Consider the following 22,925-nt stretch of genomic DNA (forward strand, 5'->3'; position numbering starts at 1 on the left):
GTGACCGGGGGCTACCTGAAGGGCCGGATCCGCCGCGAGGACATCATCACGGCGGCGGCCTCGGCCTACGGCGAGCTCGGTTACCACGGCTCGTCGCTGCGCGAGATCGCCAAGCGCGTGGGGATTTCGCACGCCGGGCTGCTGTACTACTTCCCCACCAAGGAAGCCCTGCTCGCCGCGGTGCTCGAGCGGCGCGACGCCGAGGACTCCGAGCGCGAGCAGCTGACCGTGCCGCCCGGGCTCGACGTCCTGCGCCACTTCGTCGCGCTCGCCGAGCACAACGTCCGCCACCCCGGGATCGTCGACCTCTACTCGCGGCTGGCGGCCGAGGCGGTGTCCCCGGACCACCCGGCGCACGCGTACTTCGAGCGGCACTACCGGGCCGCCCGCGAAGGCGTGCACGAGTCGTTCGAAGCCCTCGCCGCGCGCGGAGAGCTGCGGGAGGGCGTCGACCCCGCGATGGCGTCGCTGACGTTCATCGCGCTGATGGACGGCCTGCAGGTCCAGTGGCTGACCGTGCCCGGCGACGTGGACCTCGTCGGCTCGCTGCGGTTTTGCCTGCAGAACCTGCTCACCGTCCCGCTCTAGAGGGTCTTCGCGGCCGGGTCCCAGCCCGGCGGGAGCGCGGGCGGCACCTCGACGCTGCTCGTGACTTCGACGGACTGCCCACGCGTCAAGGACTCGTCGATGGCCAGCATCGCGTCGAGCACGTGGTAGGCCAGCTCGCCGGACGCGCGTTCCGGCGTCCCGGCCCGGATGGCTCGCGCCAGCTCGAGCGTGCCGGTGCCGCGCGACGCCGAGTGCCCCTGCGGCGCCAGCTCTTCCGGCTCGGCGTGCCCGAGCAGGTGCAGCGCCGTCGAGCCGTCGAACCGGTTGGGGTCCGGCAGCACGGCCGTGCCGAGCGTGCCGGTGAGCTCGACGAACCCGGCGCGCTTCAACGCCGAGTCGAAGCTCAGCACGAGCTGGGCGGAGCCGCCGCGCTCGAACTCGACGAGCGCGGTGACCGTGGTCGGCACCGTCACCGGGAACTCCGTCCCGGCCCGCGGCCCCGACCCGATGACGCGGGTGTCGCGCGCCCGCCCGCCGGCCCCGGTGACGCGCCGGATCGGGCCGAGCAGCTGCACCAGCGTCGTCAGGTAGTACGGGCCCATGTCGAGCAGCGGGCCGCCGCCGGCCTGGAAGAGGAACTCCGGCGCCGGGTGCCAGCTTTCCGGCCCGGGCACCTGGAACAACGCCAACGCGGTCAGCGGCCGCCCGATCCGGCCCGCGTCGACGGCCCGGCGCGCGGTCTGCAGCCCGGCGCCGAGGACGGTGTCGGGGGCGCTCGCCACGCGCAGGTTCTTCTCCCGTGCGCGATCCAGCAGCTTGCGGCCGGTCTGGCGGTCCAGCGCGAGGGGCTTCTCCGCCCAGACGTGCTTGCCCGCTTCGAGCGCGGCGAGGCCGACGTCGACGTGCGAGGCCGGGATGGTCAGGTTGACGACGATCTCGACTTCGGCGTCGTCGAGCAGCTCGGTCACCGTGCCCGAGCGCGGGACGCCGTACTCGGCCGCGCGGGCCGCGGCGCGCTCGGTGTCGAGGTCGGCGACCCGCAGCACGCGGACGTCCGGGAAGCTCGTGAGGTTCTCGAGGTAGGTGCCGCTGATGACGCCGGCGCCGACGATCCCGACGCCGACCGGCCCGCCGCTCACCGGTTGACCAGGAACGCGTGGCTGGCGGCGACGGCCTCGAAGAGGTCCCCGTCGTAGGCGTCGAACTCGATCACGCGCAACGCGTCCGGCGCGGCGGCGAGGACGTCGGCGACCGGGACCCGGCCCTGGCCGGCGGGAACCTGGCCGGAGGCGTCGGTGGCGAGGCCGCCGTCCTTGACGTGGATCGCGCGGACGCGGTCGCCGAGCCGGCGCAGCAAAGCGGGTGCGTCCTCGCCGCCCGCGGTGGCCCAGTAGGTGTCGACCTCCAGCGCGACGGCCGGGTCGAGCTGGTCGGCGAGGACCTCGAACGCACTGCGGCCGTCGATCCGGGACTCGAGCTCCCACCAGTGGTTGTGGTAGCCGACGGCGACACCGTGTTCGGCCGCGACCTTCGCGGCGGCGTTGAGCGCGTCCGCGGTGGCGGCGATGTCGGCCGGGTCCTGCCACTGCTCCGGCTTGACCAGCGGGTCGATCACCAGCCCGATGCCGAGCTCGGCCGCCGCGGCGAAGACGGCCGCCTGGTCGGCGCCGATCAGCCGGGCGTGCGCGGTCGGCGCGGCCAGGCCGTTCGCGGGCAGGCCGGCCCGCAGGCTTTCGACGTTCTCGACGACGCCGTAGGGCTCCACCCGCGTGAAGCCGATCGCGGCGAGCCGCCGCAGGGTGTCGGCGGGATCGGCCGCGAAGGCGTCGCGGACCGAGTACAGCTGCACGGAAAGCTCGCTCATCCCCAGCTCCAGAGGGTCACCGGTGGCACCTGACCCCCAATTTCTACCACTTGGTCAAAATTGGGGCCAGGGATTTCCGGGCCGGTCCACCGGACGGCGGCACGCCGGCGTGCCGGACGTCACGAGCCCGGTTGTTTTGGCGAGCGCGCGTTGGGGCAGTAACGCCATGACAGGGGGTCAGGGCCGATCCGATCCAGGAGGTGCCGGTAGTGGACAGGGCAGGGGACGAAGTGGACACGGGGGCCGTCGGGCCCACGACGTCCCGTCGCGACCTGACGGAACTGTCCGAGGCCGCGCGCGACCTCGACCGGCGGATCGAGCAGCACCTCGAACGGCTGCGCCGCGAGCGCGCCGACGACATCCCCGACCAGCGGCTACGCCCGAGCGGCTGACCTCGGGTTCACCGCGCGGACGCGACCTACTACGCTGGGTGGCCCAACGCCGCCCGCCGAAGTACTTGCGAGGTCGCCATGTCCGACGCCCCGTCCCCGAGCCAGACGCCGGTGGGAGTCCACCCCGACCGGCCGAGCATCGCGCGGATCTACGACGGGTTCCTCGGCGGCAACAACTTCTACGAAGTCGACCGCGTGGTCATGGAGAAGATCCGCGGCGCGGTCCCGGAAGCGGTCGACATCGCGCGCGGCAACCGCGGCTTCCACAACCGCGCGCTGCGGATGCTGGCGGCGCAGACCGGGATCCGGCAGTACCTCGACTGCGGGTCCGGGCTGCCGACGGCGGAGAACACGCACCAGATCGTCCAGCGCATCGACAAGGACAACACGGTCGTCTACGTCGACAACGACCCGGTGGTCCTCGCGCACGGCCGGGCGCTGCTCGTGGAGAACGACTTCACGCACATGGTCGAGGCGGACATCTTCAAGCCGGAGGCGGTGCTGACCCACGCGGATGTCCGGCAGCACATCGACTTCTCCGAGCCGGTCGCGCTCCTGCACGTCGGCACGATGCACCACTTCGAGGGCGACGGCGCGGTCGACGTCATGCGCGAGTACATCGACGCGCTGGCCCCGGGTTCCTACGTCGTGCTGTCGCACTTCTACGACCCCGAGGTGCCGGAGCTGACCGCGATCGCCAAGCGCATCGAGCAGATCCTCGTGCAGGGCCCGCTCGGCGCGGGCCGGTTCCGCACCCGCGCCGAGATCGAGTCGATGCTGCCCGGGCTGGAGATCCTGCAGCCCAACGCGACCTCGGGACCCGGCCTGGCCGTGTGCGACGAGTGGTGGCCCGACGGTCCCCGGCTCACGCCGCTGTCGGAGTCGGCGAAGTGCGTGGCCGGGATCGTCGGCGTCAAGCGTTAGCGCAGCCGCCACAGGTGGTCGGCGGTGCCGGTGTCCCCGAACTGGACCACCTGGGCACTGTCCGCGGTGGACATCCGGTCGACGCCGAGCACCTTGCCGGAGTTCCGGTTCACGATCCGGAACCACCCGCTGCCGTCGTCACGCACCCGCCACAGGTGGTCGGCCGAGCCGTTGTCGGTGAACTGGACGACGATGGCGCTGTCCGCGGTGGACATCTGATCGACGCCCAGGACCTTGCCCGAGTGGACGTTGCGGATGAGGAACCAGCCGTCGGCGGCCGGGTCGAACGTCCACAGGTGGTCGTCGGTGCCGTTGTCGGCGAACTGCACGACCCGCGCACTGTCCGCTGTGGACATCTGGTCCACGCCGAGCACCTTGCCGGAGTTGCGGTTCTCGATCCGCACCCGGCCGTCCGGGACCAGCCGCCAGACGTGGTCCGCCGTGCCGCTGTCCGCGAACTGCACCACCTGGGCACTGTCCGCGGTGGACATCCCGTCGACGCCCAGCACCTTGCCGGAGTTGCGGTTCTTCAGCCGCCACCAGCCGTCCCCGTTGTCGACCAGCTGCCAGAGGTGGTCCGCGGTGCCGTTGTCGGTGAACTGGACGACCTTCGCACTGTCCGCAGTGGACATCTGGTCCACGCCGAGCACCTTGCCGGAGTGGTGGTTGCGAATCCGGTACCAGCCGTCGCCGCCTGCGACCAGGTGCCAGACGTGGTCGTCGGTGCCGTTGTCGGCGAACTGCACCACCCGCGCACTGTCCGCGGTGGACATCTGATCGACCCCCAGCACCTTGCCGGAGTTGCGGTTCACGATCCGGAAGCCCGCTCCCCCGCCGCCCGGCGACCACGGGTGGCCGTTCGGGTCCGCCGTCGGGAACGACGTGACGCGCAGGCGGGCCGCGCCCATCGGGATCAGCGTGACCGTCTCGACCGCCGCGTCACTGCGCGCGGGTGACGCCTGCAGCGGCGTGACGACGTTCTGGTCGTCCGCCGTCCACTCGGCGATCTTCCGCGCGGACGCGGTGATCTTCACCGGCGCGGTGTCCGGCGTGAACGGGTTCGCCGGCAGCGTCCCGCCGGCCGCGGCGAAGGTGAGCGCGGCGCCGGCGGTCAGGCCGTAGTTCCACGGCGTCGTCGCGTGCACGGCGTACTCCGGGAACTGCGCGTTGCCGCCGATCTGCTGGTAGCTCTCGCCGATCTTCAGCGAGTAGGTCAGCGGGCCGTGGTCGACCGACAGGGAGTCGTGGTTGGCGGCCCAGGTCCGCGTCGTCGTGCGCTGCGGGAGCGTCAAGGTGACGACGTCGCCGTCCGCCCAGGTCCGGTCGACCTTCACGAACGTCGGCCCGGCGGCGGCCGCGACCGTCGCGCCGGCCACGACCAGCCGCGGCGCCGCGCACCACGCGGGAATCCGGAAGTACAGCGGGAAAGCCAGCCGCTTCGGCGTCCGCACGGTGAAGGTGATCTGTTCCGAGAACGGGTAGGTGGTGTCCTCGGTGATGGTCACCGAGGTGCCGCCCGCGACCTTCGCCGTGACGCTGCTGGCCGAGTACATCGCCGCCGCGAGCCCGTTGTCCGGCGTGGCGAGCCAGAGCTCTTCGGTGAAGTAGGGCCAGCCCATGCCGTAGTTGTGCGGGCAGCAGCGGTACTGGTCGACGCCCGGCAGGTAGGCCTGCATCGCGAAGCCGTTCTGGAACTGGCCTTCGCTCTTGGGCACGTTGTCGAGGTCGACGCTGTTCGCGCTGGTGATGTAGTGGACGGCGCGCCCGGCCGGGTCGAGCGCGGCGGGCAGGGAGTTGAACGCGAGGTCCTCGCAGCGGTCGGCCCAGACGGGGTCGCCGGTCAGCCGGGTGAGCAGCTGGTGGCTGGCCATGAACTCGACGATCCCGCAGGTCTCGAAGCCCTGACGCGGGTCGCCGAAGCCGGGTCGCGCGTTCTCGTCGCCGGCGAAGCCGCCACCGGCGAACTGGCCGTAGGTGGCCATGACGGTGTTGTAGTCGGCGTAGGTGGCCTGGGTCAGGTTCGCGTCGCCCGAGCGCAGGGCGTACTGGGCGGGTTCCCGGAAGCCCTGGGCGATGTTGACGTTGTGCAGGCTCGGCAGGTTGTTCACCCAGCTCGCGCCATAGGCGTGGATCTTGTCGGCGAGGTCGAGCAGGAAGGCGTCGCCGGTGCGGTTGAACAGCCAGAAGACGCTGTCGAGGCCGTCGCCCCAGCGCACGGACACCCAGCTGGAGTCGAACGCGCTCTTGCCCTGGGCGTTCATGTACTTGAGGAACCGGGTCAGGAACGGGATGACGCGCGTGTCGCCGGTGTACTCCTGCCAGGAGCGCAGGGCTTGCAGCAGCGGCAGGTACGGCCAGAAGTCGGGACCGTTGTTGAGCGCGGTCCGCAGGGCGGTGGGCCCGAAGAAGCCGTCGGACTGCTGGGTGGCGAGGATGGCGTCGAGCCACTTCTTGGCGGTGGCCCGCGCGGTGGCGTCGCCGGTGACGGCCGCGAGGTCGACGTACCCGCGCAGCCAGTAGGGCACCTCTTCCCACCCGGTGCGTTCGGGGTGCACCCAGCCGCTGGTGGCGAAGTCGAGGAAGTGCGACGTCTCGGCGTAGTGCCCGCAGAGGCCGTCGAGCTGCAGTTTCAGCTGGCCGGCGAGCCAGCCCCGCGCGGTGACGGCCCCGGGCGGCAGCTTGAGGAAGGCGGCGGGCTTCAGCGGCGCGGCGTTGGGGGCGTACAGGCCGCCTTTCGCGGGCGCGACCTTCCGGCAGGCCCGCGCGGCGGCACCCGCCGTGCCCGGGTTGACGCCGGTCAGCAGCGTGGCGGCAACGGCTCCGGTGACGAACTGCCTACGGCTCAGCGACACGGTGACCAGCCTCCGGTCTCATTTACAACGTTGTAAAAACAGTTGTACCGGGTGGATACAACGTTGTAAATCCGCCGTTCGTCGGTGCTCGCCCCGAGCGCCCCAATGTGGCCTTGGTTGCGTCAGACGCACCCAATGTGGCCTTCGGTGCGTCTGACGCACCGAAGGCCACATTGGGGCGCTTCAGGTCAGGCGATCGTGCGCAGCCGGCGGATCGCGAAGAACACCAGCGCCGCCGCCAGCAGGACGAAGATTCCGGTCTCGATGCCCTGGAACGCCCAGAACCGGTCGCCCGGCTGGTACTGCAGCCAGTTGTACGCGCCCGGGCCCACTTCGTTCATCGCCCGGCCGCAGCCTTGCGGGCCGCAGGGACCCAGCTCCGCGTTCGGCAGCACCATCTCCCCCGCCGCGTTGCGGACGCCCTGACTCAGGACCCAGTCGCCCGACGCCGGGTTCGGGGTCTGCGTGCCGTCCGGGAAGAACGTCAGGGCCTGCGCCGGCAGGTACCGCGGCCGGGCGAGGACCTCGATCGCGACGCGGACCGCCGCGAACCCGACCAGCGCGATGCCCATCGCGGGCAGGACGCGGTGCCAGAACGCCCCCGCGAAGACCCCCAGTGCGAGCGCGAACAGCGTGTACGCGATCGGCACGACCCCTTGGACGTCGAACGAGATGTACGTCAGCCTGCCGGTGGTCGCGCTCACCAGCGGCCGGAACCACCACGACACGCCTAGCGCGTACCCGACCGCCAGCACCGCGGTGATCGCGCCGACCAGGCCGAACTTCACCAGCGCCCACCGCAGCCGGCTCACGCCCTGCGTCCACACCAGCCGGTGGGTGCCCTGCTCGATCTCACGCGCGATCAGCGGCGCGCCGAAGAACACGCCGACCAGCACCGGCAGGACCACGAACAACACGGCCACGAACACCATGCCGCTGAACTGCTCCTGGAACTGGTGGCCCAGGCTCGCGCAGTCCGACAGCGACTCGGTCTGCGTGATCAGCGACGCGCTGCCGAGCGCCGCCCGGCACGCCGCGAGGCCGAGGCTGTCGTACTTCGCGTGCATCGCGAGGCCCGTCGGCACCATGATCGCGGCGAGCACGCCGAGAGCGACGAGCGTGAACAGCGCCTGCTTGCGGTGCTGGCGCCAGGTCAGCCAGATCATGCCGGCACCTCCCAGGCCGACGCGGCCACGCGCGTCCCGGCTTCGGCGAGGTGGGCCAGCACCAGGTCCTCCAGGGTCACTTCGTGCTCCGTCCACAGTGGATCGATCGGGCCGTCGCCGCGGCGCACCAGCAGTGTCGACTGGCGTTCGGTGTGGCTGGCGCGCACCACTTTCGCGACGCCGGCGATGGATTCGCTGCCCGCCCGCGGGCCGACGAGCGTGCGGTGCGTCTCGAGCAGCTCGTCGACCGCTCCGGTCAGCTGGACGCGGGATCGCTGCAGCACGATCAGGTAGTCGCAGCTGCGTTCGAGGTCGGCGAGCAGGTGCGACGACAGCAGCACGGTGGTCTCGCTCTCGGCCACCGCGCCCATCAGCGTCTGCATGAACTCCCGGCGCGCCAGCGGGTCCAGGCTGGCGATCGGCTCGTCGAGCAGCAGCAGCCGCGGTCGTTTGGCCAGGGCCAGCGCGAGCGCGACCTGCGCGCGCTGCCCGCCCGACAGCTTCCCCACCGGCTGGTCCGGCGGGATGCCGAGCATCGCGAGCCGTTCCCGCGCCAGTGCGGTGTCCCACCGGCGGCGGTTCAGCTTGCCGCCCATGGTGACCAGCTCCGCCGCGGTGAAGTCCCGGTACAGCGGGGTGTCCTGCGCGACGAACCCGATCTCGGCGAGCATGTCCCGCGGGGCGCGGCCGAACACGCGTGCCTCCCCCGCGTCGGGCCGCGACAGCCCGACGACCAGGTGCAGCAGCGTCGTCTTGCCCGCGCCGTTCGGGCCGACCAGCGCGGCGATCCGCCCGGACGGCACTTCCAGCGCACAGTCCCGCAACGCCCAGTTCCGCCCGTACCGCTTGCCCAGTCCGTGGGCCTCGACTGCCGGTTCCATCCCGGAACTCCCCTACGACTGCTCGTGCGGCACCGGTGTGCCGCGCAACGTGGTCTCGATCAGTGCGTTGACGTCGTCGGGCGACATCCCCGCGGCTTCGGCGCGCTCCAGCCAGGCCACCAGCTCGTCCCGCAGCCTCGCCTGGCTGCCCAGTGACGGCCCGGCGAGGCTGCCGGTGACGAACGTGCCCACCCCCGGCCGGCCTTCCGCGAGCCCCTCCAGGACCAGTTCGCGGTAGGCCTTGAGCACGGTGTTCGGGTTGATCGCCAGCGCCTGGGCCACTTCGCGCACCTTCGGCAGCTGGTCGCCCGGGCGCAGCAGGCCGACCCGCAGGGCCTGCTTCACCTGGACCACGAGCTGCATGTACGTGGCCACCTTCGAGCGGCCGTCCAGGACGAACTCGATCACCCCGTCCACCCTCCTATTGTCTTACGACATTAAGACAACACCCGGGAACACGCCGCTGTCAAGAAGGCCCGGGCGGGCATAGGGGCTCGATCGAGACGCACACCGGCACCGGGAGGCAGGCATGTCGTTGTTGGACGGGCTGAGCAAGGCGATCACCGGAGGGGCGATCGAGATCGTCGACCTCACCGCTCCCCTGAGCTCGAGCACGCCGATCCTCCAGCTGCCGGAGCCGTTCGCCAACACCATCCCGTTCCGGCTCGAGGAGATCAGCCGCTACGACGAGCGCGGCCCGCGCTGGTACTGGAACGACATCCACACCGGCGAGCACACCGGCACCCACCTCGACGTCCCGGTGCACTGGGTGTCCGGAAAGGACGGTCACGACGTCTCGCAGGTGCCGTTGAAGACGCTGGTGGCGCCCGCGGTCGTACTGGACTTCTCCGCCAAGGCGGCCGGCAACCCGGACTTCCTGCTCTCGGTCGACGACATCCGCGAGTGGACGGCCGAGCACGGCCCGCTGCCTGACGGCGGCTGGCTGCTCTACCGCACCGGCTGGGACGTCCACAGCGCCGACCAGGAGGCGTTCCTCAACGCCGACGAAGCCGGTTCGCACACGCCCGGCGTTTCCGCCGACTGCGCGCGCTGGCTCGCCGAGGAGGCGCCGATCACCGGGTTCGGTGTGGAGACCGTCGGCACCGACGCCGGTCAGGCGCCCGCGCTGGAGCCGATGTTCCCGTGCCACGAACTCCTGCTGGGCGCGGGCAAGCACGGCCTGACGCAGCTGCAGAACCTTGCTTCGCTGCCGCCGACCGGGGTGCTGCTGCTGGTCTCGCCGTTGCCGATCGTCGGCGGCTCGGGCAGCCCGGCCCGGGTGCTGGCCCTGGTGGAGCGGTGAACGTCGCCGAACTCGTCGGCCGCACGTTGGCCGGCCTCGGCGTCGGCACGGCGTTCGGGGTGGTGGGCAGCGGCAACTTCGAGGTGACGAACGCGCTGCGCGCGGGCGGCGTCCGGTTCGTCGCCGCCCGCCACGAAGGCGGCGCGGCGAGCATGGCCGACGCCTACGCGCGGATGAGCGGCAAGGTTTCGGTGCTGTCGCTGCACCAGGGCTGCGGGCTGACCAACGCCGTCACCGGCATCACCGAGGCGGCCAAGAGCCGGACGCCGATGCTGGTCGTCACGGCCGACTCCGCGGGCGCGTCGGTGCTGTCGAACTTCCGGATCGACCAGGACGGCCTGGCCAAGGCCGTCGGCGCGGTGCCGGAGCGGGTGCATTCGGCCGCGAGCGCGGTCGCGGACACCGTGCGGGCCTTCCGGACCGCGCGGCAGGAGCGCCGGACGGTGGTGCTGAACCTGCCACTGGACGTCCAGGCCCAGCCCGCGACTCCCCCGGAAAACTTGCCGTCGATCCCCGGCCCGGCCCCGATGCGGCCGGACATCGGCGCGGCGGCCGACCTGGCGGATCTCCTGATCGCGGCACAGCGGCCGGTGTTCATCGCGGGCCGCGGCGCCCGCGGCAGCCGGAAGGCGTTGCAGGAGCTGGCCGCGCGTTCCGGCGCGTTGCTGGCGACTTCGGCGGTGGCGCACGGGTTGTTCCACGACGAGCCGTTCGCGCTGGGCATCTCGGGCGGGTTCGCGTCACCGACGGCCGCGGAGCTGATCGTGGGCGCCGACCTGGTGGTCGGCTGGGGGTGCGCGCTGAACATGTGGACGACGCGGCACGGCAAGCTGCTCAGCCCGCACGCGAACCTCGTCCAGGTCGACCTGGAGCAGAGCGCTCTCGGCGCGCACCGCCCGATCGACCTCGGCGTGGTCGGCGACGCGGGCTGCACCGCGGAAGACGTCCTGAGCGAGCTGGGCGACCACCAGGCGGTCGGCTACCGCACGGAGGAGGTCGCCGCCCGGATCGCGGCGGGCCACTGGACGGACGTCGAGCACGAAGACCTGACCCGCGAGGGCCGGATCGACCCGCGCACACTGAGCAAGCTGCTGGACGAGCTGCTGCCGGCGGAACGGATCGTCTCGATCGACTCGGGCAACTTCATGGGCTACCCGAGCGCCTACCTGTCCGTGCCCGACGAGCAGGGGTTTTGTTTCACGCAGGCGTTCCAGAGCATCGGCTTGGGCCTGGGCACGGCGATCGGCGCGGCACTGGCCCGCCCGGACCGCCTCCCGGTGCTGGGCACCGGCGACGGCGGCTTCCACATGGCACTGTCCGAACTGGACACGGCGGTCCGCCTGGGCCTGCCACTGGTGGTGATCGTCTACAACGACGCGGCGTACGGCGCGGAGATCCACCACTTCGGCGACGCGGACATGACGACGGTCCGCTTCCCGGACTCGGACCTGGCGGCCACGGCCCGCGGCTTCGGTTGTGAGGGGGTGACGGTCCGCTCGCCGGAGGACCTCTTCGCGGTGCGCGCATGGCTGACCGGCCCACGCGACGCCCCTTTGGTGATCGACGCGAAGATCGCCGACGACGGCGGCTCGTGGTGGCTCGCGGAGGCGTTCCGGCACTGACCCCGCCTTGACAGCACCCCGGCCGAGTTGTCTTATAGTCCTAAGACAGCAGGTATTCGGCTCTGGGGAGTTCCGTCATGCGCTTGTTCCGAATCATCCTGGCCACGTGCGCGGCGGCGGCGTTGCTGGCCGCCCCCGCGGACGCGGGCCAGCCGCACCCACCCGACGCCGTGGGCGCGGCGCTGAAGGCATTCGACACGCACACGATCGTCGCGAAGTCGAGCCCGGACCCGGGCACGTTCGTGTTCGACCTGGTCCGCGACCCCCGGTTCCCGGACCGCCTCACCGACATCGCGGTGGAGTGCGGTAACTCGCGCCTCCAGCCCCTGCTGGACGCCTACATCCTCGGCGGCGACGTGCCGGAGATCAGCCACGTCTGGCGCGACACGACGCAGCCGAGCTGCGGATTCTCGACGTTCTACGAGCAGCTCTTCGCCCTGGTGCGCCAGGTCAACGCGTCGTTGCCACCGGACCGAAAGATCCGCGTGCTGGCCTGCGACCCCCCGATCGACTGGAGCCAGGTCCGGACTCCCGCGGACGCGGAGCCGTTCCACGACCGGGACGCGTCGATCGTGTCGGTGGTGAAAACGCAGGTGCTGCAGAAGAACCGGAAGGTGCTGATGCTGTTCGGCTTGGGGCACCTGACCCACAACGGCGGCAGCGGCGCGGTGTCCCAGCTGGAGCGTGAATACCCGGGCGCGGCGTACGTCGTGGCGGATCACTACGGGTTCACGACGGACAACGCGCGGTTGGAGCGGCGGCTGGGTGCCTGGCCGGCTTTGGTGCCGATGCAGGGTTCTTGGCTGGGGACGCTGGACGCGTCGTACTTTCCGACCAGCCGGGAGTATCCGCCGGGCACGCGGGGCTATCCCGGGGTGGACGCGTACCTGTACGAGGGGCCGGCTGATCTCTTGCTGCGGGAGCCGCTCTCGGCGCGGGCGGTGTTGGATACGGACTACATGAACGAGCTTCGGAGGCGCGCTGCCGCTGTGGACGCGCCGCCGGACTCTCTTGAGTGGCCGGAGTTCTTCTTCGAGCGGGAGCGTCGGTCGGGAGTTTTGCTCCGCGGCTGAAGTCTGCGTGGGTGTAGGCCCGTAGCCGGTTGGCTGCGGGCCTGTCCCGTGTTCGGTTGTCTCAGGCTGCGGTGGGTATGGGTTGGTGGAGGTTGTTGCGCCGGGGTTGTCGGCGCTTGTCCACCCAGACCGGCGGGAGGAACTCTGGTAGCCCGTCAGCCGCGATGCGGACCTCCCAACCGGAGCGATGCAGCAACCGGTGGTGGTGAGCGCACATCAACGCCAAGTTGTTCAGGTCGGTGGGGCCGCCGTCGGCCCAGTGCCGGATGTGATGACCCTGGCAATGCCGTGGTGGGCGGTGACAGCCGGGGAAGGCGCAGCCGCGATCACGCAGGTAGAGCGCGTTGCGGATGCTGGTGGGGATCAGCCGACGAGCACGGCCCAGATCAAGAGGGGCGCTGGCCGAGTCCAGGACCGCCGGGATCAGTTTGCAGTCGCAGGCGTGAATCCGGGCCTCGGCCGCGCTCATCGTGCCGGTGTCACCCAGCAGGGCCGTGCCGAGGCCGGACTTCAAGCTCTCCAGCGGGATGGTGACCATCACATGGGCCCGCTCACCCGCCTGCTTCGGCAGGTCCGGGGCATCCAACGCGAGGTCGATGGCGTCGGAGAACGCGTCGCCGTAACGCTCCATCGGGGAACGGTGGTCATCCGCACCGCGCCGCTGAGCCAGCGAGTCCAGCAGCGCGCTGGCCCGGGTGCCGGTCTCGTCGTCGAGACGGCCCGACAATTCCCAGACACCGGTTCTTTTCCGCCGTAGCGAGAGTTCCCGATGTGGGGTAGCGGGTTCTGTCTCGTCGGGCTCGGCACCATCGGGGTCCAGATGGGCCACGATCCGCGCGCCCAAGGCCGCGACCTGCTTGTGCCCGGAGTCCTCGGCGAAGCTGAGCAGGCTCTGCTCGGCTTCCTCGCGATGCTCGGGCGGGATCTGGGTCAACGCCTCGACGATCGTGTCGATCATCGGGTTGCTCAGCGAGCCTGCCGCAGCAACAGAGCCCGTCGCCGGAGCGATCGCCGGGATCGGGGTGCCGTCCAGAGCGCGGAAGGAATTGAGAGCCCGAGCACGCTTGACGAGCTTCTCGGCGGCCGACTTGGGAATATCGGCCAGCTGTGCCAGCAGGTGGGGAACAGAGCGATAGCCGAAGAGTTCCAGCACACCGCGGGCTTCGATCTCCACGAGCAGCGACCCAAGCTCGGCTTCGGCGGCCCGCACGACGCCCAGCAGGGTGCCGATCCGGTCGGCGAGGGCGACCGCATCGGCTTGCCAGGCGAAGTTTCCGTCCACACCCCAAGAATACCGGGGTTCGAACACCAGTTCATCACACGAAGGGGTGGCAGGTTAACGAACTGTCCGGGCCACAGAACACCAGCCACAGCAGCAAGCTAGGGAGAGATTCGTTGCGTGGGGAATCGGCGCTACCAGCCACAAGACCAAACAACCACAGGGCGCCGATTCCCCACGCCCCGGCGAAGCCGTATCAGTAAAGTCTCAACTCCCCCGAGCCCAAGACTCGAGAGCAATCAAAGTCTTGGTCCCAGTAACTTGATGATGCCGCCGAATCTCATCAATGGTCGCCTGAAGATGAGCCATATCCCGAACCCGCAACCAAACAAGAGCATCAGGATCCCCAGCAATGGTGAAGACAGCCTGAGCCTCAGGCATCCGAGTGGTAGTACGAAGAATCTCGGCAACCTTGGTATTCCCGACGAACCGAAGCTCGGTGAAGGCCTCAATCCCCCAACCGAGCTTGGCATGATCGACCTGAACGGTGAACCCGGTGATGACACCAGTCTCCCGCAGCCGATCGATCCGCCGCTTGACGGCCGCCGTGGAGAGCGTGACCCGACCGGCGATGTCGGACAGCGTCCGCCGGGCGTCCTCGCGCAGGAGCCCGAGGATCTCGTGGTCAGTAGCGTCGAGCAGGTCATCGGTCATGCGCCGGAGCGTAACTCGACGCAAAAAAACAAGCCAACCGAAGCGAAGAGCCACCGAAGTTTGCGTATAGAGTCTCAAACCGCTGTGGCCTGTTGCGTGGATGTGGCCCGCGTCGCAGTGTGCCGGGAAGCACAATGAGAGGAGCCGCGCCGTGGAGACGTTCACGCTGGAGGACCGCTACCTGCGGGAAGCGGGGATCGTGCACCTGACCGGGGTGCAGGCCCTGGTCCGGCTGCTGTTCGACCGCGTCCGCCACGACCGCGCCCGCGGTGGCGATCCCGCCGTGTTCGTCTCCGGCTACGAGGGCTCGCCGCTGGCCGGCTACGACCTCGAACTCGGGCGCCGCGCGAAGCTGCTCGAGAAGCACGACGTCGTGCACCGGCCCGGGCTCAACGAGGAGCTGGCCGCGACCTCGGTGATGGGCAGCCAGCTCGTCGCGGGCGCCGGTGGGCGGCGTGGCGTCACCGGCTTCTGGTACGGCAAGGCGCCCGGCCTCGACCGCGCCAGCGACGCCCTCCGGCACGCCAACCTGGCCGGCACCGACCCGCGGGGCGGCGCCGTGGCCCTGGTCGGTGACGACCCGAACGCGAAGTCCTCGACCGTCCCGTGCGCGTCCGAGCTCGCCCTCGCCGACCTGGCGATCCCGATCCTGTACCCCAGCGACTCCCAAGACGTGCTCGACCTCGGCATGCACGCGGTCGAGCTGTCGCGGGCCGCCGGGGTGTGGACGTCGCTGAAGGTCGTCGCCAATGTCGCCGACGCGTCGGGCACGGCCACTGTGAGTCCACAGTGGACCACGCCGGAGCTGGAAAAGGGCTACCGCCACACGCCGACGTCGCGGCTGCTCGGCACCAGCCTCGCCGAGCTGGAGCGCAGCCTCTTCACCGTCCGCCTGCCGCTCGTGCTCGACTACCTGCGCGCCGCCGGCATCAACCGGATCACGCGACAAGGACCGGCCGACCGGATCGGCATCGTCGCCGCCGGGAAGTCCTACCTGGACCTCCAGCAGGCCCTGCGCAGCCTCGGCCTGGACGCGGAAGCGCTGGCGCGGCACGGGATCCGCGTGCTGAAGCTCGGCGCGATCCACCCGCTCGAACCCGGGATCGTCCGCGAGTTCGCCGAGGGTCTCGACGAGATCGTCGTCGTCGAGGAGAAGCGCGCGTTCGTCGAGTCCGCGCTCAAAGAGGTCCTCTACGGCGTCGCCGGCGCGCCCGCGATCACCGGCAAGAAGGACCGCGACGGCCGGACGCTGTTCACCGAGCTCGGCGAGCTGGATCCGGACGGCATCGCGACCGGCCTGGCCCGGCGGCTGCCCGAAGGCATCGCGTCCGTCGACGCCTACCGAGCGCGACGCCGCCGTGAGCGCATCTCGGTGCCGCTGCTCGCGCGGACGCCGTACTTCTGTTCGGGCTGTCCGCACAACTCGTCGACGAAGGTGCCCGAAGGCACGCTGGTCGGTGGCGGGATCGGCTGCCACACCATGGCGTTGTTCATGGAGCCCGACCAGGTCGGCACCGTTCTCGGCGTGACGCAGATGGGCGGCGAGGGCACCCAGTGGATCGGCATGGCGCCGTTCGTCGAGGCCGAGCACTTCGTCCAGAACATCGGTGACGGCACGTTCACCCACTCCGGCAGCCTCGCCGTGCGCGCGGCGGTCGCGGCCGGCGTCAACATCACCTACAAGCTGCTCTACAACTCCGCGGTCGCGATGACCGGCGGCCAGGACGCCGTCGGCGGGCTGCCCGTCGAGAAGATCGCCGAGCTGCTGCTCATCGAAGGCGCGAAGCGGGTCGTCATCACCAGCGACGCGCCCGCGCGGATCAAGCGTCGCAAGCTGCCCGCCGGCGTCGACGTCCGCGATCGCGCCGAACTGCTGGCCACCCAGGAGGAACTGGCCGCCGTCAAGGGCGTGACCGTGCTGATCCACGAGCAGGAGTGCGCGGCCGAGAAGCGGCGCAAGCGCCGTCGCGGCAAGCAGGAGACGCCCACGACGCGCGTGGTCATCAACGAGCGCGTCTGCGAAGGCTGCGGTGACTGCGGCACCAAGTCGAACTGCCTGTCGGTGCAGCCGGTCGCGACCGAGTTCGGCCGCAAGACCGCGATCCACCAGTCGTCGTGCAACGTCGACTACTCCTGCCTGGCCGGCGACTGCCCGTCGTTCGTCACGGTGGTCCCGACCGGGAAGAAGCAGCGCCGCAAGCTCGGTGAGCTGGCCGCCGATGCCGTCCCGGCGCCCGCCGCCGCCAAAACCGACTTCACCGTGCGGATCACCGGGATCGGCGGGACCGGCGTGGTCACCGTGACGCAGATCCTCGCCACCGCCGCGGTGCTCGACGGCCGGCACGTGCGCACGCTGGACCAGACCGGGCTCGCGCAGAAGGGCGGCGCGGTGGTGTCCGACCTGAAGGTGACGGCGGAACCGGTCGAGCAGGCGCCGAAGCTGGCCACCGGCGAATGCGACCTCTACCTGGCGTGCGACGCGCTGGTCGGGGCGGACGCGGCCAACCTCGGCGTGGCCGACGCGGCGCGCACCACCGCCGTCGTCTCGACCACCGAGGTGCCGACCGGCCGGATGGTCGTCGACACGACGGTGTCCTTCCCGGACCCCGGCAGCGTGCTCGCGCCGCTGGAAGCGGCCGCGAAACGCACGGTGTCGCTGGACGCGCGCGGCCTGGCCGAGGAGCTGTTCGACGACGACCAGTTCGCCAACGTGCTGCAGCTCGGCGCGGCCTTCCAGACCGGCGCGATCGGCCTGCCCGCCGCGGTGATCGAGCGCGCGATCGAGCTGAACGGCACCGCGGTGGCCGCGAACCTGCAGGCCTTCCGCCGCGGCCGCCAGCTCGTGGCCGAGCCCGAGGCCCTCACGAACGCCCCGGCGAAGGCGCGCACGGTGCAGCAGCCCGCCGCGCGGAAGCTGGTGCACGCGGAGCCGGGGTCGGAGCTGGCGCGGCTGCTCGACGTCCGGCTGCCGGACCTGGTCGCCTACCAGGACGAGCGGTACGCGCGGGCCTACGCGGAGTTTGTCGAGCAGGTGCGGGTCTGGGAGGACGGGCCGACGGAGATCACCGAAGCCGTCGCGAAGCACCTGTACAAGCTGATGGCGTACAAGGACGAGTACGAGGTCGCGCGGCTTTCGCTCGACCCGGCGTTCACCGCGGGCCTGGCCGACCAGTTCGGCGAGGACACGACGTACGCCTATCGGCTGCACCCGCCGGTGCTGCGCGCGCTCGGGATGAAGCGCAAGATCAGCCTCGGTCCGTGGTTCCGCCCGGCGTTCCGGCTGCTCCACGGGCTGCGGCGGCTGCGCGGCACCGGCCTCGACCCGTTCGGCCGCGCGCACGTGCGGCGGGTCGAACGCGAGCTGATCGACGACTACCGCGGTGTGGTCACCCAGGCGTTCCGCGCCGGGAACGTCGACCGGGCGCGGGTGCTCGCGCTGGCCGAGCTGCCGGATCTGGTGCGCGGCTACGAGGACGTCAAGCTGGCCAACGTCGCCAAGTACCGGGAGAAGCAGGCCGAGCTGCTCACGCTCGTAAATAGCTGAGCATCGCCTGGGCTTCGTCGGGGACGCGCAGCTTCGCGCTGACGTCCCCGGCGTGCCGGCGGGCGGCCGCGGTGCCGATGCCGAGCAGCCGCCCGATCGTCGGCACCGAGTGGCCTTCGGCGAGCAGCGCGACGACTTCGCATTCGCGGTCGGTCAACGCGGCGACCGCGTCGCCGGGGCGTCTTCGGGCGAGCTGGACGGCGACGACGTCGCGGTCGAGGACCGTGCCTCCCGCGGCGACCCGGCGCAGGGCGTCGAGGAACTCGTCCGGCTTGCCGACGCGCTCCTTGAGCAGGTACCCGGCGCCGCCCCCGCCGGCGGCCAGTAGATCGCCGGCGTAGCCGTCCTCGACGAACGCCGACAGCGCGAGGATCGCCAGCCCCGGCACCAGCCGTCGCGCGTCGAGGGCGGCTCGCAGCCCCTCGTCGGTGAACGTCGGTGGCATCCGGACGTCGACGACGGCGAGGTCGGGTGCGGTCTCCTCGACGGCGGCCAGCAGGTCGCCGGGGTGGTCGACGGCGGCGGCCACGGTGAAGCCCTCGCTGCGCAGCAGCAGCACCAGCCCCTCCCGCAGCAGGGCGTCCTCTTCCGCGATCACGATCCGCACGACGGCCGCCTCCTCGCCTCCACGTCCTCTCCCTGCCTGGATGCACGGATCGGGGGCAGGACCGGTTCAGCCGACCCCGGTGGTCCGGAACCGGGCGCGGTAGTCGCTCGGCGTCACGCCGAGGCCGCGGGCGAAGGCGCGGCGCAGCGTCTCGGCCGTTCCGAAGCCCGACCGGCGCGCGACGACGTCCAGCGGGTCGGTCGTGCGCTCCAGCTGCTGCTGGGCGAACTCCAGCCGGACCTGCTCGACGAACCGCGCCGGGGTGCGGCCGAGCTCGTCGTGGAACAGCCGGGTGAGGTGGCGTGGGCTGACCCCGGCGCGGGCGGCCATGGTGGCCGCGGTGTGCGGCGCCGACGGGTCGGCCGCGACGGAGTCCAGCACGCCGCGCAGCACCTCGGTGCGCGGGCGGCCCGTCTCCAGCCGGACGCTGAACTGCGACTGCCCGCCCGGGCGCTGCAGGAAGACCACCAGGTGCTTGGCCACCAGCCGCGCCACCTCGGCGCCGAGGTCCGCCTCGACGAGGGCGAGGGCCAGGTCGATCCCGGACGTGACGCCGGCCGAGGTGAGCACCGGGCCGTCCTGGACGAAGATCGCGTCGGCGTCGACCCGCACGAGCGGGAAGCGGCGGGCGAGCTGCCCGGCGAGGTCCCAGTGGGTGGTGGCGCGGCGGCCGTCGAGGACACCGGCCGCGGCGAGCGCGAACGCGCCCGCGCACACCGACGCCGTGCGGTCCGCGCCGCCGGCCAGCCGGCGGATCTGCGCGATGAGCTCGGCGTCGGCGATCGTGCGGACCCACTCGGGGCCGCCGGGGACGAGCACGGTCGCGCCGCGCGGGTCGACCTGCGCGAGGTCGAGGTCGGCGCCCAGGCGCGTCCCGGTGTTGGCGCGGACGTCGGCGCCGCCGGGTGACGCGGTCTTCAGGTCGTACCGGCCGCCGTGCTCGTTGGCTTCGGCGAAGACTTCCAGCGGGCCGGAGACGTCGAGCAGGCGCACGTCGTCGTAGAGGACGACGAGAACGGGCCGGGTGCGCACCTCAGCCCGTGCCGGACCAGCCGCTCAGGCGGTTGAGCAGCCGCTCCAGCACCTCGGGGTCGGCGGCGACCGGATCGCCGGAGACCGGCTCGTCGACGAGGGTGCGGCGGTCCTGCCGCCGCGGGAGGCGCACCTGGCGCGCGTTGATGCCGCCCGGCAGCTCGAGCTCGCACCAGGTCGTGCGGGCCCCGCCGACGCCGGGGGTGACGCCCACGCGCTCGCCGGGCCCGGCGACCTTGGGTTCCGGCAGCCCGGGCACGTCGTCGTCGACCTCGACCACCAGCACCTCGGCACGCAGCCGCAGCCGCAGCGTGACGAACGCGGGTGACCGCGGGTCGCCGGCCTCGATCACGGTCTCGACCAGCCGTCTCGCGGTCGCGGTCGCCTGCTCCAGCATCGGCAGCAGGGACCAGTCGGTGAGAATCAGGCGGACGAACAGTTCCGTGACCGGCAGCGCGCTGGGCTGCGCGACCAGCCGGATATCGTCCATCTGGGAGGTGTGCGCGCTCAAACCTGACCTTCCTCGCCCAGGTGCGGACCGTCCGGGCTCCGCATCTTGCCACCCGGCCTCCGGCGGCACGGTACCGGCCGCTGTCCCGTTGCTACCGTCGGGGCCATGGGCGAAGTCGTCGAGGACGAGGATCTGCGCGCCGAGCGGCTGCTGGACGCGCAGGCGAAGGCGGTCGAACTGTTCGCGGCGGTCGAGGAGCGCGGCATCCTCGCGCCCGGTGTCCGGGAGACCGAGGCGAGCGACGCGATCCGCGACCTCGCCGGTGACCTGCTCGGCATCCGCCGCTACTGGCACAAGCGGATCGTCCGGGCGGGGGTCAACACGCTGCGGCCGTACCGCGAGAACCCGCCGGACCGGGTGCTGGCCGAGGACGACGTCGTGTTCGCCGACTTCGGCCCGATCTTCGAGGACTGGGAGGCGGACTTCGGCCGCACGTTCGTCCTCGGCGACGACCCGGTGAAGCACCGGCTGCGGGACTCGCTGCCGCCGGTCTTCGACGCGGGCCGCGCGTACTTCGCGGCCCGGCCGGACATCACGGGTGCGCAGCTGTACGCGCACATAGTGGAGCTGGCGCGGGAAGCGGGCTGGGAGTTCGGGGGCGACATCGCGGGTCACCTGGTCGGGCAGTTCCCGCACGAGAAGATCGACGGCGCGAAGATCGACTCCTACATCGCGCCGGGCAGTGACGGCCCGATGCGGCGGCCGGACCGGAACGGGCAGACGTCGCACTGGATCCTCGAGGTCCACCTGGTCGACCGCGACCTGGGGATCGGCGGGTTCTTCGAGCAGCTGCTGACGCTGGGGCCGAGCGCCGCGCAGTCGTGACGCCCGGCCCACCGCCGCTCAGACGCGGGCCGGGACCCACAGGTCGTCGATGGTCTTCTCCGCCGTCGCCAGGCTCGCGTCCGCCAGCGGGATGAGCTCGGCCATCGCCGGGTTCACGTGGGCGAGCGTCAGCTCGGCCGTGATGAAGCGCGGCTCGAGGCCGGTCAGCGCAACGCCGTGGGGCAGCCACTGTTCGGCGTGGTCCCAGCCCGCGCGGGGTGTGCCTTCGCCGTACCCGCCACCGCGGGAGGCCAGCACGATGAACTCCCGGCCGCCGAGCAGGCCGGTCTGCGTCTCCTGGTCGACCGAGAGCCCTGGAGCGATGAGGTGGTCGACCCAGGTCTTGACGCTGCTCGGCGCGCCGAAGTTGTACAGCGGCAGGCCCAGCAGCACCGTGTCGGCCGCCTTGATCTCGTCGACCAGCTCGCGGGTCCGCGCCCACGCCGCCGCCTGCTCGGGCGTGTGCTGCCCGGCCGGGACGACGCCGGCGCCGCCGCTCGCGGAGTCGATGTGCGGTAGCGGGTTCGCGCCGAGGTCGCGGTAGGTGACGGTGCCGTCCGGGTGCGCGGCGCGCCACGCGGCCGCGGCCCGCGCGCTGAGGCGGCGGCTCACCGAGCGGTCGCCCTGGATGCTCGAGTCGATGTGCAGGAGATGCGCCATGTCGTTAGCCGTCCGTAGATCGTTGGTGTTAGACAAACCATTAATAGCACATCGATCATTGGATTGCCCATATACTGGGCGCATGACCTCGCTGCCGGTCGTCAACCAGCCGCCCCACCGCTGCGGGGCGCTGCTGGGCCAGCTCGCGCGCCGGCTGCAGACGCGCAGCGAGTCGGTGCTGACGCCGCTCGGGCTGCGGCCGCGCCACCTGATCGCGCTCACGGTCCTGCGCGATCAGGGCGGCAGCTCGCAGCAGGACCTGGCGAAGACCCTCGAGATGGACAGCACGAACGTCGTCGGGCTGCTCAACGACCTCGAGACCGAGAACCTGATCGAGCGCCGCCGCTCCCCCGTCGACCGGCGGCGCCACGTCGTCGAGCTCACCGACGTCGGCGCGAAGCTGCTCGCGCGGGCCGAGTTCGCGCTCGCCGCGGTCGAGGACGAGGTCTTCCGCGGGCTGAGCGAAGAGCAGCGTGAGACGCTCTACACGCTGCTGCAGCAGGCGACGAACAAGTCCGAGATCGAGGCCTGCACGGAAGCCGTCCGGCCGCCGGTCTGCTGAACGTCAGCCGCCGGCGATGTCGCGGGCCAGCTGCCGCGCTTCGGGCAGGGTGAACTGCCCGGTGATCTGCGTTTCGCCGCCGGTGATGGCGGACTGCACGGTCGGCGCGGTCAGCACCCGGCTCTTGAGCACCATCGCGACCTGCTTGCCGACGTTCTGCCCGGTCCACTCGGCCCAGGTCTTCGCACCCTTGGCGGTGAAGCTGAGGTTGATCACCGAGCGGCCCGTCCGCGGGTCCGGCGCGGCGTCCACGCGACTGACGTCCGCGCCGCTGAGGAAGCCCGGGCCGAGGACGTACTTCGTGCCCAGCGCGCGGTCGCAGCTGATCAGCGGCAGCGCCGGGTCGTCGCGGCCGTCGAGCGGGTCCGGCTGGCCCTGGGCGCAGTCGAAGGCCTGCGCGGCGGCCTGCTGGGTGGCGGGGTCGGCGCTCTGCCGCTCGGTCGCCGAGCCCGTCGCCGGCCCCGGTGGCACCTCGGCCAGCACCGGGCGGAACCGCAGCACCGTGCCGTCCTTGACGACGAACCCGGTGGGCTCGGCCTGACCCGTGACGTCGGCCTGGCACCCGGTGGCGAGCACGGCGACGGCCGCGAGCAGGAGTATCCGCACGGGCCCATTCTGGCGTGCG

Annotated in this window: 22 protein-coding genes; 9 read left to right on the forward strand and 13 right to left on the reverse strand. The window is 71.5% G+C overall.

Annotation, left to right across the window (positions count from 1 at the left end; genetic code table 11):
• Entirely contained in the window at positions 1 to 588 is a 588-nt protein-coding gene (locus M8542_RS34425; RefSeq protein ID WP_257924492.1) for a TetR/AcrR family transcriptional regulator, read from the forward strand.
• Here the strand turns inward: M8542_RS34425 and M8542_RS34430 are convergent.
• Both M8542_RS34430 and M8542_RS34435 read right to left on the reverse strand, forming a co-directional pair.
• Positions 585 to 1,688 carry a Gfo/Idh/MocA family protein gene (locus M8542_RS34430; protein ID WP_257924493.1) on the reverse strand — a complete coding sequence of 368 codons (1,104 nt, stop codon included), beginning with the start codon at positions 1,686 to 1,688 and terminating at the stop codon, positions 585 to 587. The genes M8542_RS34425 and M8542_RS34430 overlap by 4 nt on opposite strands.
• The gene (locus M8542_RS34435) at positions 1,685 to 2,413 is read right to left on the reverse strand and encodes a sugar phosphate isomerase/epimerase family protein (protein WP_257924494.1); all 729 of its coding nucleotides are present in this window, start codon (positions 2,411 to 2,413) and stop codon (positions 1,685 to 1,687) included. The genes M8542_RS34430 and M8542_RS34435 overlap by 4 nt, the downstream gene beginning before the upstream one ends.
• Before the next feature lie 209 nt (positions 2,414 to 2,622).
• Between M8542_RS34435 and M8542_RS34440 the strand changes: the two genes are divergently transcribed.
• Together M8542_RS34440 and M8542_RS34445 are read left to right on the forward strand one after the other, a co-directional pair.
• The gene (locus tag M8542_RS34440) at positions 2,623 to 2,805 is read left to right on the forward strand and encodes a hypothetical protein (protein WP_257924495.1); all 183 of its coding nucleotides are present in this window, start codon (positions 2,623 to 2,625) and stop codon (positions 2,803 to 2,805) included.
• A 78-nt stretch (positions 2,806 to 2,883) separates the two neighbouring features.
• A complete protein-coding gene (locus tag M8542_RS34445; protein WP_257924496.1) occupies positions 2,884 to 3,729 on the forward strand; it encodes an SAM-dependent methyltransferase in 846 nt (281 codons plus the stop codon).
• Here the strand turns inward: M8542_RS34445 and M8542_RS34450 are convergent.
• The 4 genes from M8542_RS34450 to M8542_RS34465 form a co-directional block, all read right to left on the reverse strand.
• Positions 3,726 to 6,581, reverse strand: coding sequence for an RICIN domain-containing protein (locus tag M8542_RS34450; protein WP_257924497.1), 2,856 nt, complete (start codon positions 6,579 to 6,581; stop codon positions 3,726 to 3,728). The genes M8542_RS34445 and M8542_RS34450 overlap by 4 nt on opposite strands.
• Before the next feature lie 188 nt (positions 6,582 to 6,769).
• On the reverse strand, positions 6,770 to 7,747 hold the full coding sequence (locus M8542_RS34455; protein WP_257924498.1) for an ABC-2 membrane transporter-related protein: 978 nt from the start codon (positions 7,745 to 7,747) through the stop codon (positions 6,770 to 6,772).
• Complete coding sequence (locus tag M8542_RS34460) at positions 7,744 to 8,628, reverse strand: ABC transporter ATP-binding protein (RefSeq protein ID WP_257924499.1); 885 nt, start codon at positions 8,626 to 8,628, stop codon at positions 7,744 to 7,746. The genes M8542_RS34455 and M8542_RS34460 overlap by 4 nt, the downstream gene beginning before the upstream one ends.
• A gap of 12 nt (positions 8,629 to 8,640) precedes the next feature.
• A complete protein-coding gene (locus M8542_RS34465; protein WP_257924635.1) occupies positions 8,641 to 9,036 on the reverse strand; it encodes a GntR family transcriptional regulator in 396 nt (131 codons plus the stop codon).
• A 121-nt stretch (positions 9,037 to 9,157) separates the two neighbouring features.
• Between M8542_RS34465 and M8542_RS34470 the strand changes: the two genes are divergently transcribed.
• The 3 genes from M8542_RS34470 (at position 9,158) to M8542_RS34480 (ending at position 12,626) form a co-directional block, all read left to right on the forward strand.
• Positions 9,158 to 9,931: a cyclase family protein gene (locus M8542_RS34470; RefSeq protein ID WP_257924500.1), complete on the forward strand. Its 774-nt coding sequence runs from the start codon at positions 9,158 to 9,160 to the stop codon at positions 9,929 to 9,931.
• Positions 9,928 to 11,553: a thiamine pyrophosphate-binding protein gene (locus M8542_RS34475; protein WP_257924501.1), complete on the forward strand. Its 1,626-nt coding sequence runs from the start codon at positions 9,928 to 9,930 to the stop codon at positions 11,551 to 11,553. Before M8542_RS34470 ends, M8542_RS34475 begins: the two co-directional genes overlap by 4 nt.
• Positions 11,554 to 11,630: 77 nt before the next feature.
• The gene (locus tag M8542_RS34480; protein ID WP_257924502.1) at positions 11,631 to 12,626 is read left to right on the forward strand and encodes a hypothetical protein; all 996 of its coding nucleotides are present in this window, start codon (positions 11,631 to 11,633) and stop codon (positions 12,624 to 12,626) included.
• 61 nt (positions 12,627 to 12,687) lie between these two features.
• On the opposite strand, the gene M8542_RS34485 is transcribed toward M8542_RS34480, so the two are convergent.
• A complete protein-coding gene (locus tag M8542_RS34485) occupies positions 12,688 to 13,908 on the reverse strand; it encodes an HNH endonuclease signature motif containing protein (RefSeq protein WP_257924503.1) in 1,221 nt (406 codons plus the stop codon).
• 204 nt (positions 13,909 to 14,112) lie between these two features.
• Positions 14,113 to 14,559, reverse strand: coding sequence for an Lrp/AsnC family transcriptional regulator (locus M8542_RS34490; RefSeq protein ID WP_257924504.1), 447 nt, complete (start codon positions 14,557 to 14,559; stop codon positions 14,113 to 14,115).
• A gap of 151 nt (positions 14,560 to 14,710) precedes the next feature.
• Here M8542_RS34490 and M8542_RS34495 point away from each other — a divergent pair, with 151 nt between their 5' ends.
• A complete protein-coding gene (locus M8542_RS34495) occupies positions 14,711 to 18,103 on the forward strand; it encodes an indolepyruvate ferredoxin oxidoreductase family protein (RefSeq protein ID WP_257924505.1) in 3,393 nt (1,130 codons plus the stop codon).
• Here M8542_RS34495 and M8542_RS34500 read toward each other — a convergent pair.
• The 3 genes from M8542_RS34500 to M8542_RS34510 all read right to left on the reverse strand — a co-directional run bounded on the left by M8542_RS34500 (position 18,084) and on the right by M8542_RS34510 (position 20,253).
• Positions 18,084 to 18,710: a response regulator gene (locus M8542_RS34500; protein WP_257924506.1), complete on the reverse strand. Its 627-nt coding sequence runs from the start codon at positions 18,708 to 18,710 to the stop codon at positions 18,084 to 18,086. The two genes, M8542_RS34495 and M8542_RS34500, sit on opposite strands and share 20 nt — an antisense overlap.
• A gap of 66 nt (positions 18,711 to 18,776) precedes the next feature.
• Entirely contained in the window at positions 18,777 to 19,742 is a 966-nt protein-coding gene (locus M8542_RS34505; RefSeq protein WP_257924507.1) for a GlxA family transcriptional regulator, read from the reverse strand.
• A gap of 1 nt (position 19,743) precedes the next feature.
• Positions 19,744 to 20,253 carry an ATP-binding protein gene (locus tag M8542_RS34510; RefSeq protein WP_257924508.1) on the reverse strand — a complete coding sequence of 170 codons (510 nt, stop codon included), beginning with the start codon at positions 20,251 to 20,253 and terminating at the stop codon, positions 19,744 to 19,746.
• A 105-nt stretch (positions 20,254 to 20,358) separates the two neighbouring features.
• On the opposite strand from M8542_RS34510, the gene M8542_RS34515 reads away from it, so the two are divergent.
• Positions 20,359 to 21,078: a M24 family metallopeptidase gene (locus tag M8542_RS34515; protein ID WP_257924509.1), complete on the forward strand. Its 720-nt coding sequence runs from the start codon at positions 20,359 to 20,361 to the stop codon at positions 21,076 to 21,078.
• Positions 21,079 to 21,096: 18 nt separating this feature from the next.
• Here M8542_RS34515 and M8542_RS34520 read toward each other — a convergent pair whose 3' ends face one another.
• Positions 21,097 to 21,738, reverse strand: coding sequence for an FMN-dependent NADH-azoreductase (locus tag M8542_RS34520; RefSeq protein WP_257924510.1), 642 nt, complete (start codon positions 21,736 to 21,738; stop codon positions 21,097 to 21,099).
• 82 nt (positions 21,739 to 21,820) lie between these two features.
• Here M8542_RS34520 and M8542_RS34525 point away from each other — a divergent pair, with 82 nt between their 5' ends.
• Complete coding sequence (locus tag M8542_RS34525; RefSeq protein WP_257924511.1) at positions 21,821 to 22,300, forward strand: MarR family winged helix-turn-helix transcriptional regulator; 480 nt, start codon at positions 21,821 to 21,823, stop codon at positions 22,298 to 22,300.
• A 3-nt stretch (positions 22,301 to 22,303) separates the two neighbouring features.
• Here M8542_RS34525 and M8542_RS34530 read toward each other — a convergent pair whose 3' ends face one another.
• Positions 22,304 to 22,906, reverse strand: coding sequence for a SecDF P1 head subdomain-containing protein (locus M8542_RS34530; protein ID WP_257924512.1), 603 nt, complete (start codon positions 22,904 to 22,906; stop codon positions 22,304 to 22,306).
• Positions 22,907 to 22,925 lie beyond the last annotated feature (19 nt).

The organism is Amycolatopsis iheyensis (genome assembly GCF_024703995.1).
Classification (GTDB): domain Bacteria; phylum Actinomycetota; class Actinomycetes; order Mycobacteriales; family Pseudonocardiaceae; genus Amycolatopsis; species Amycolatopsis iheyensis.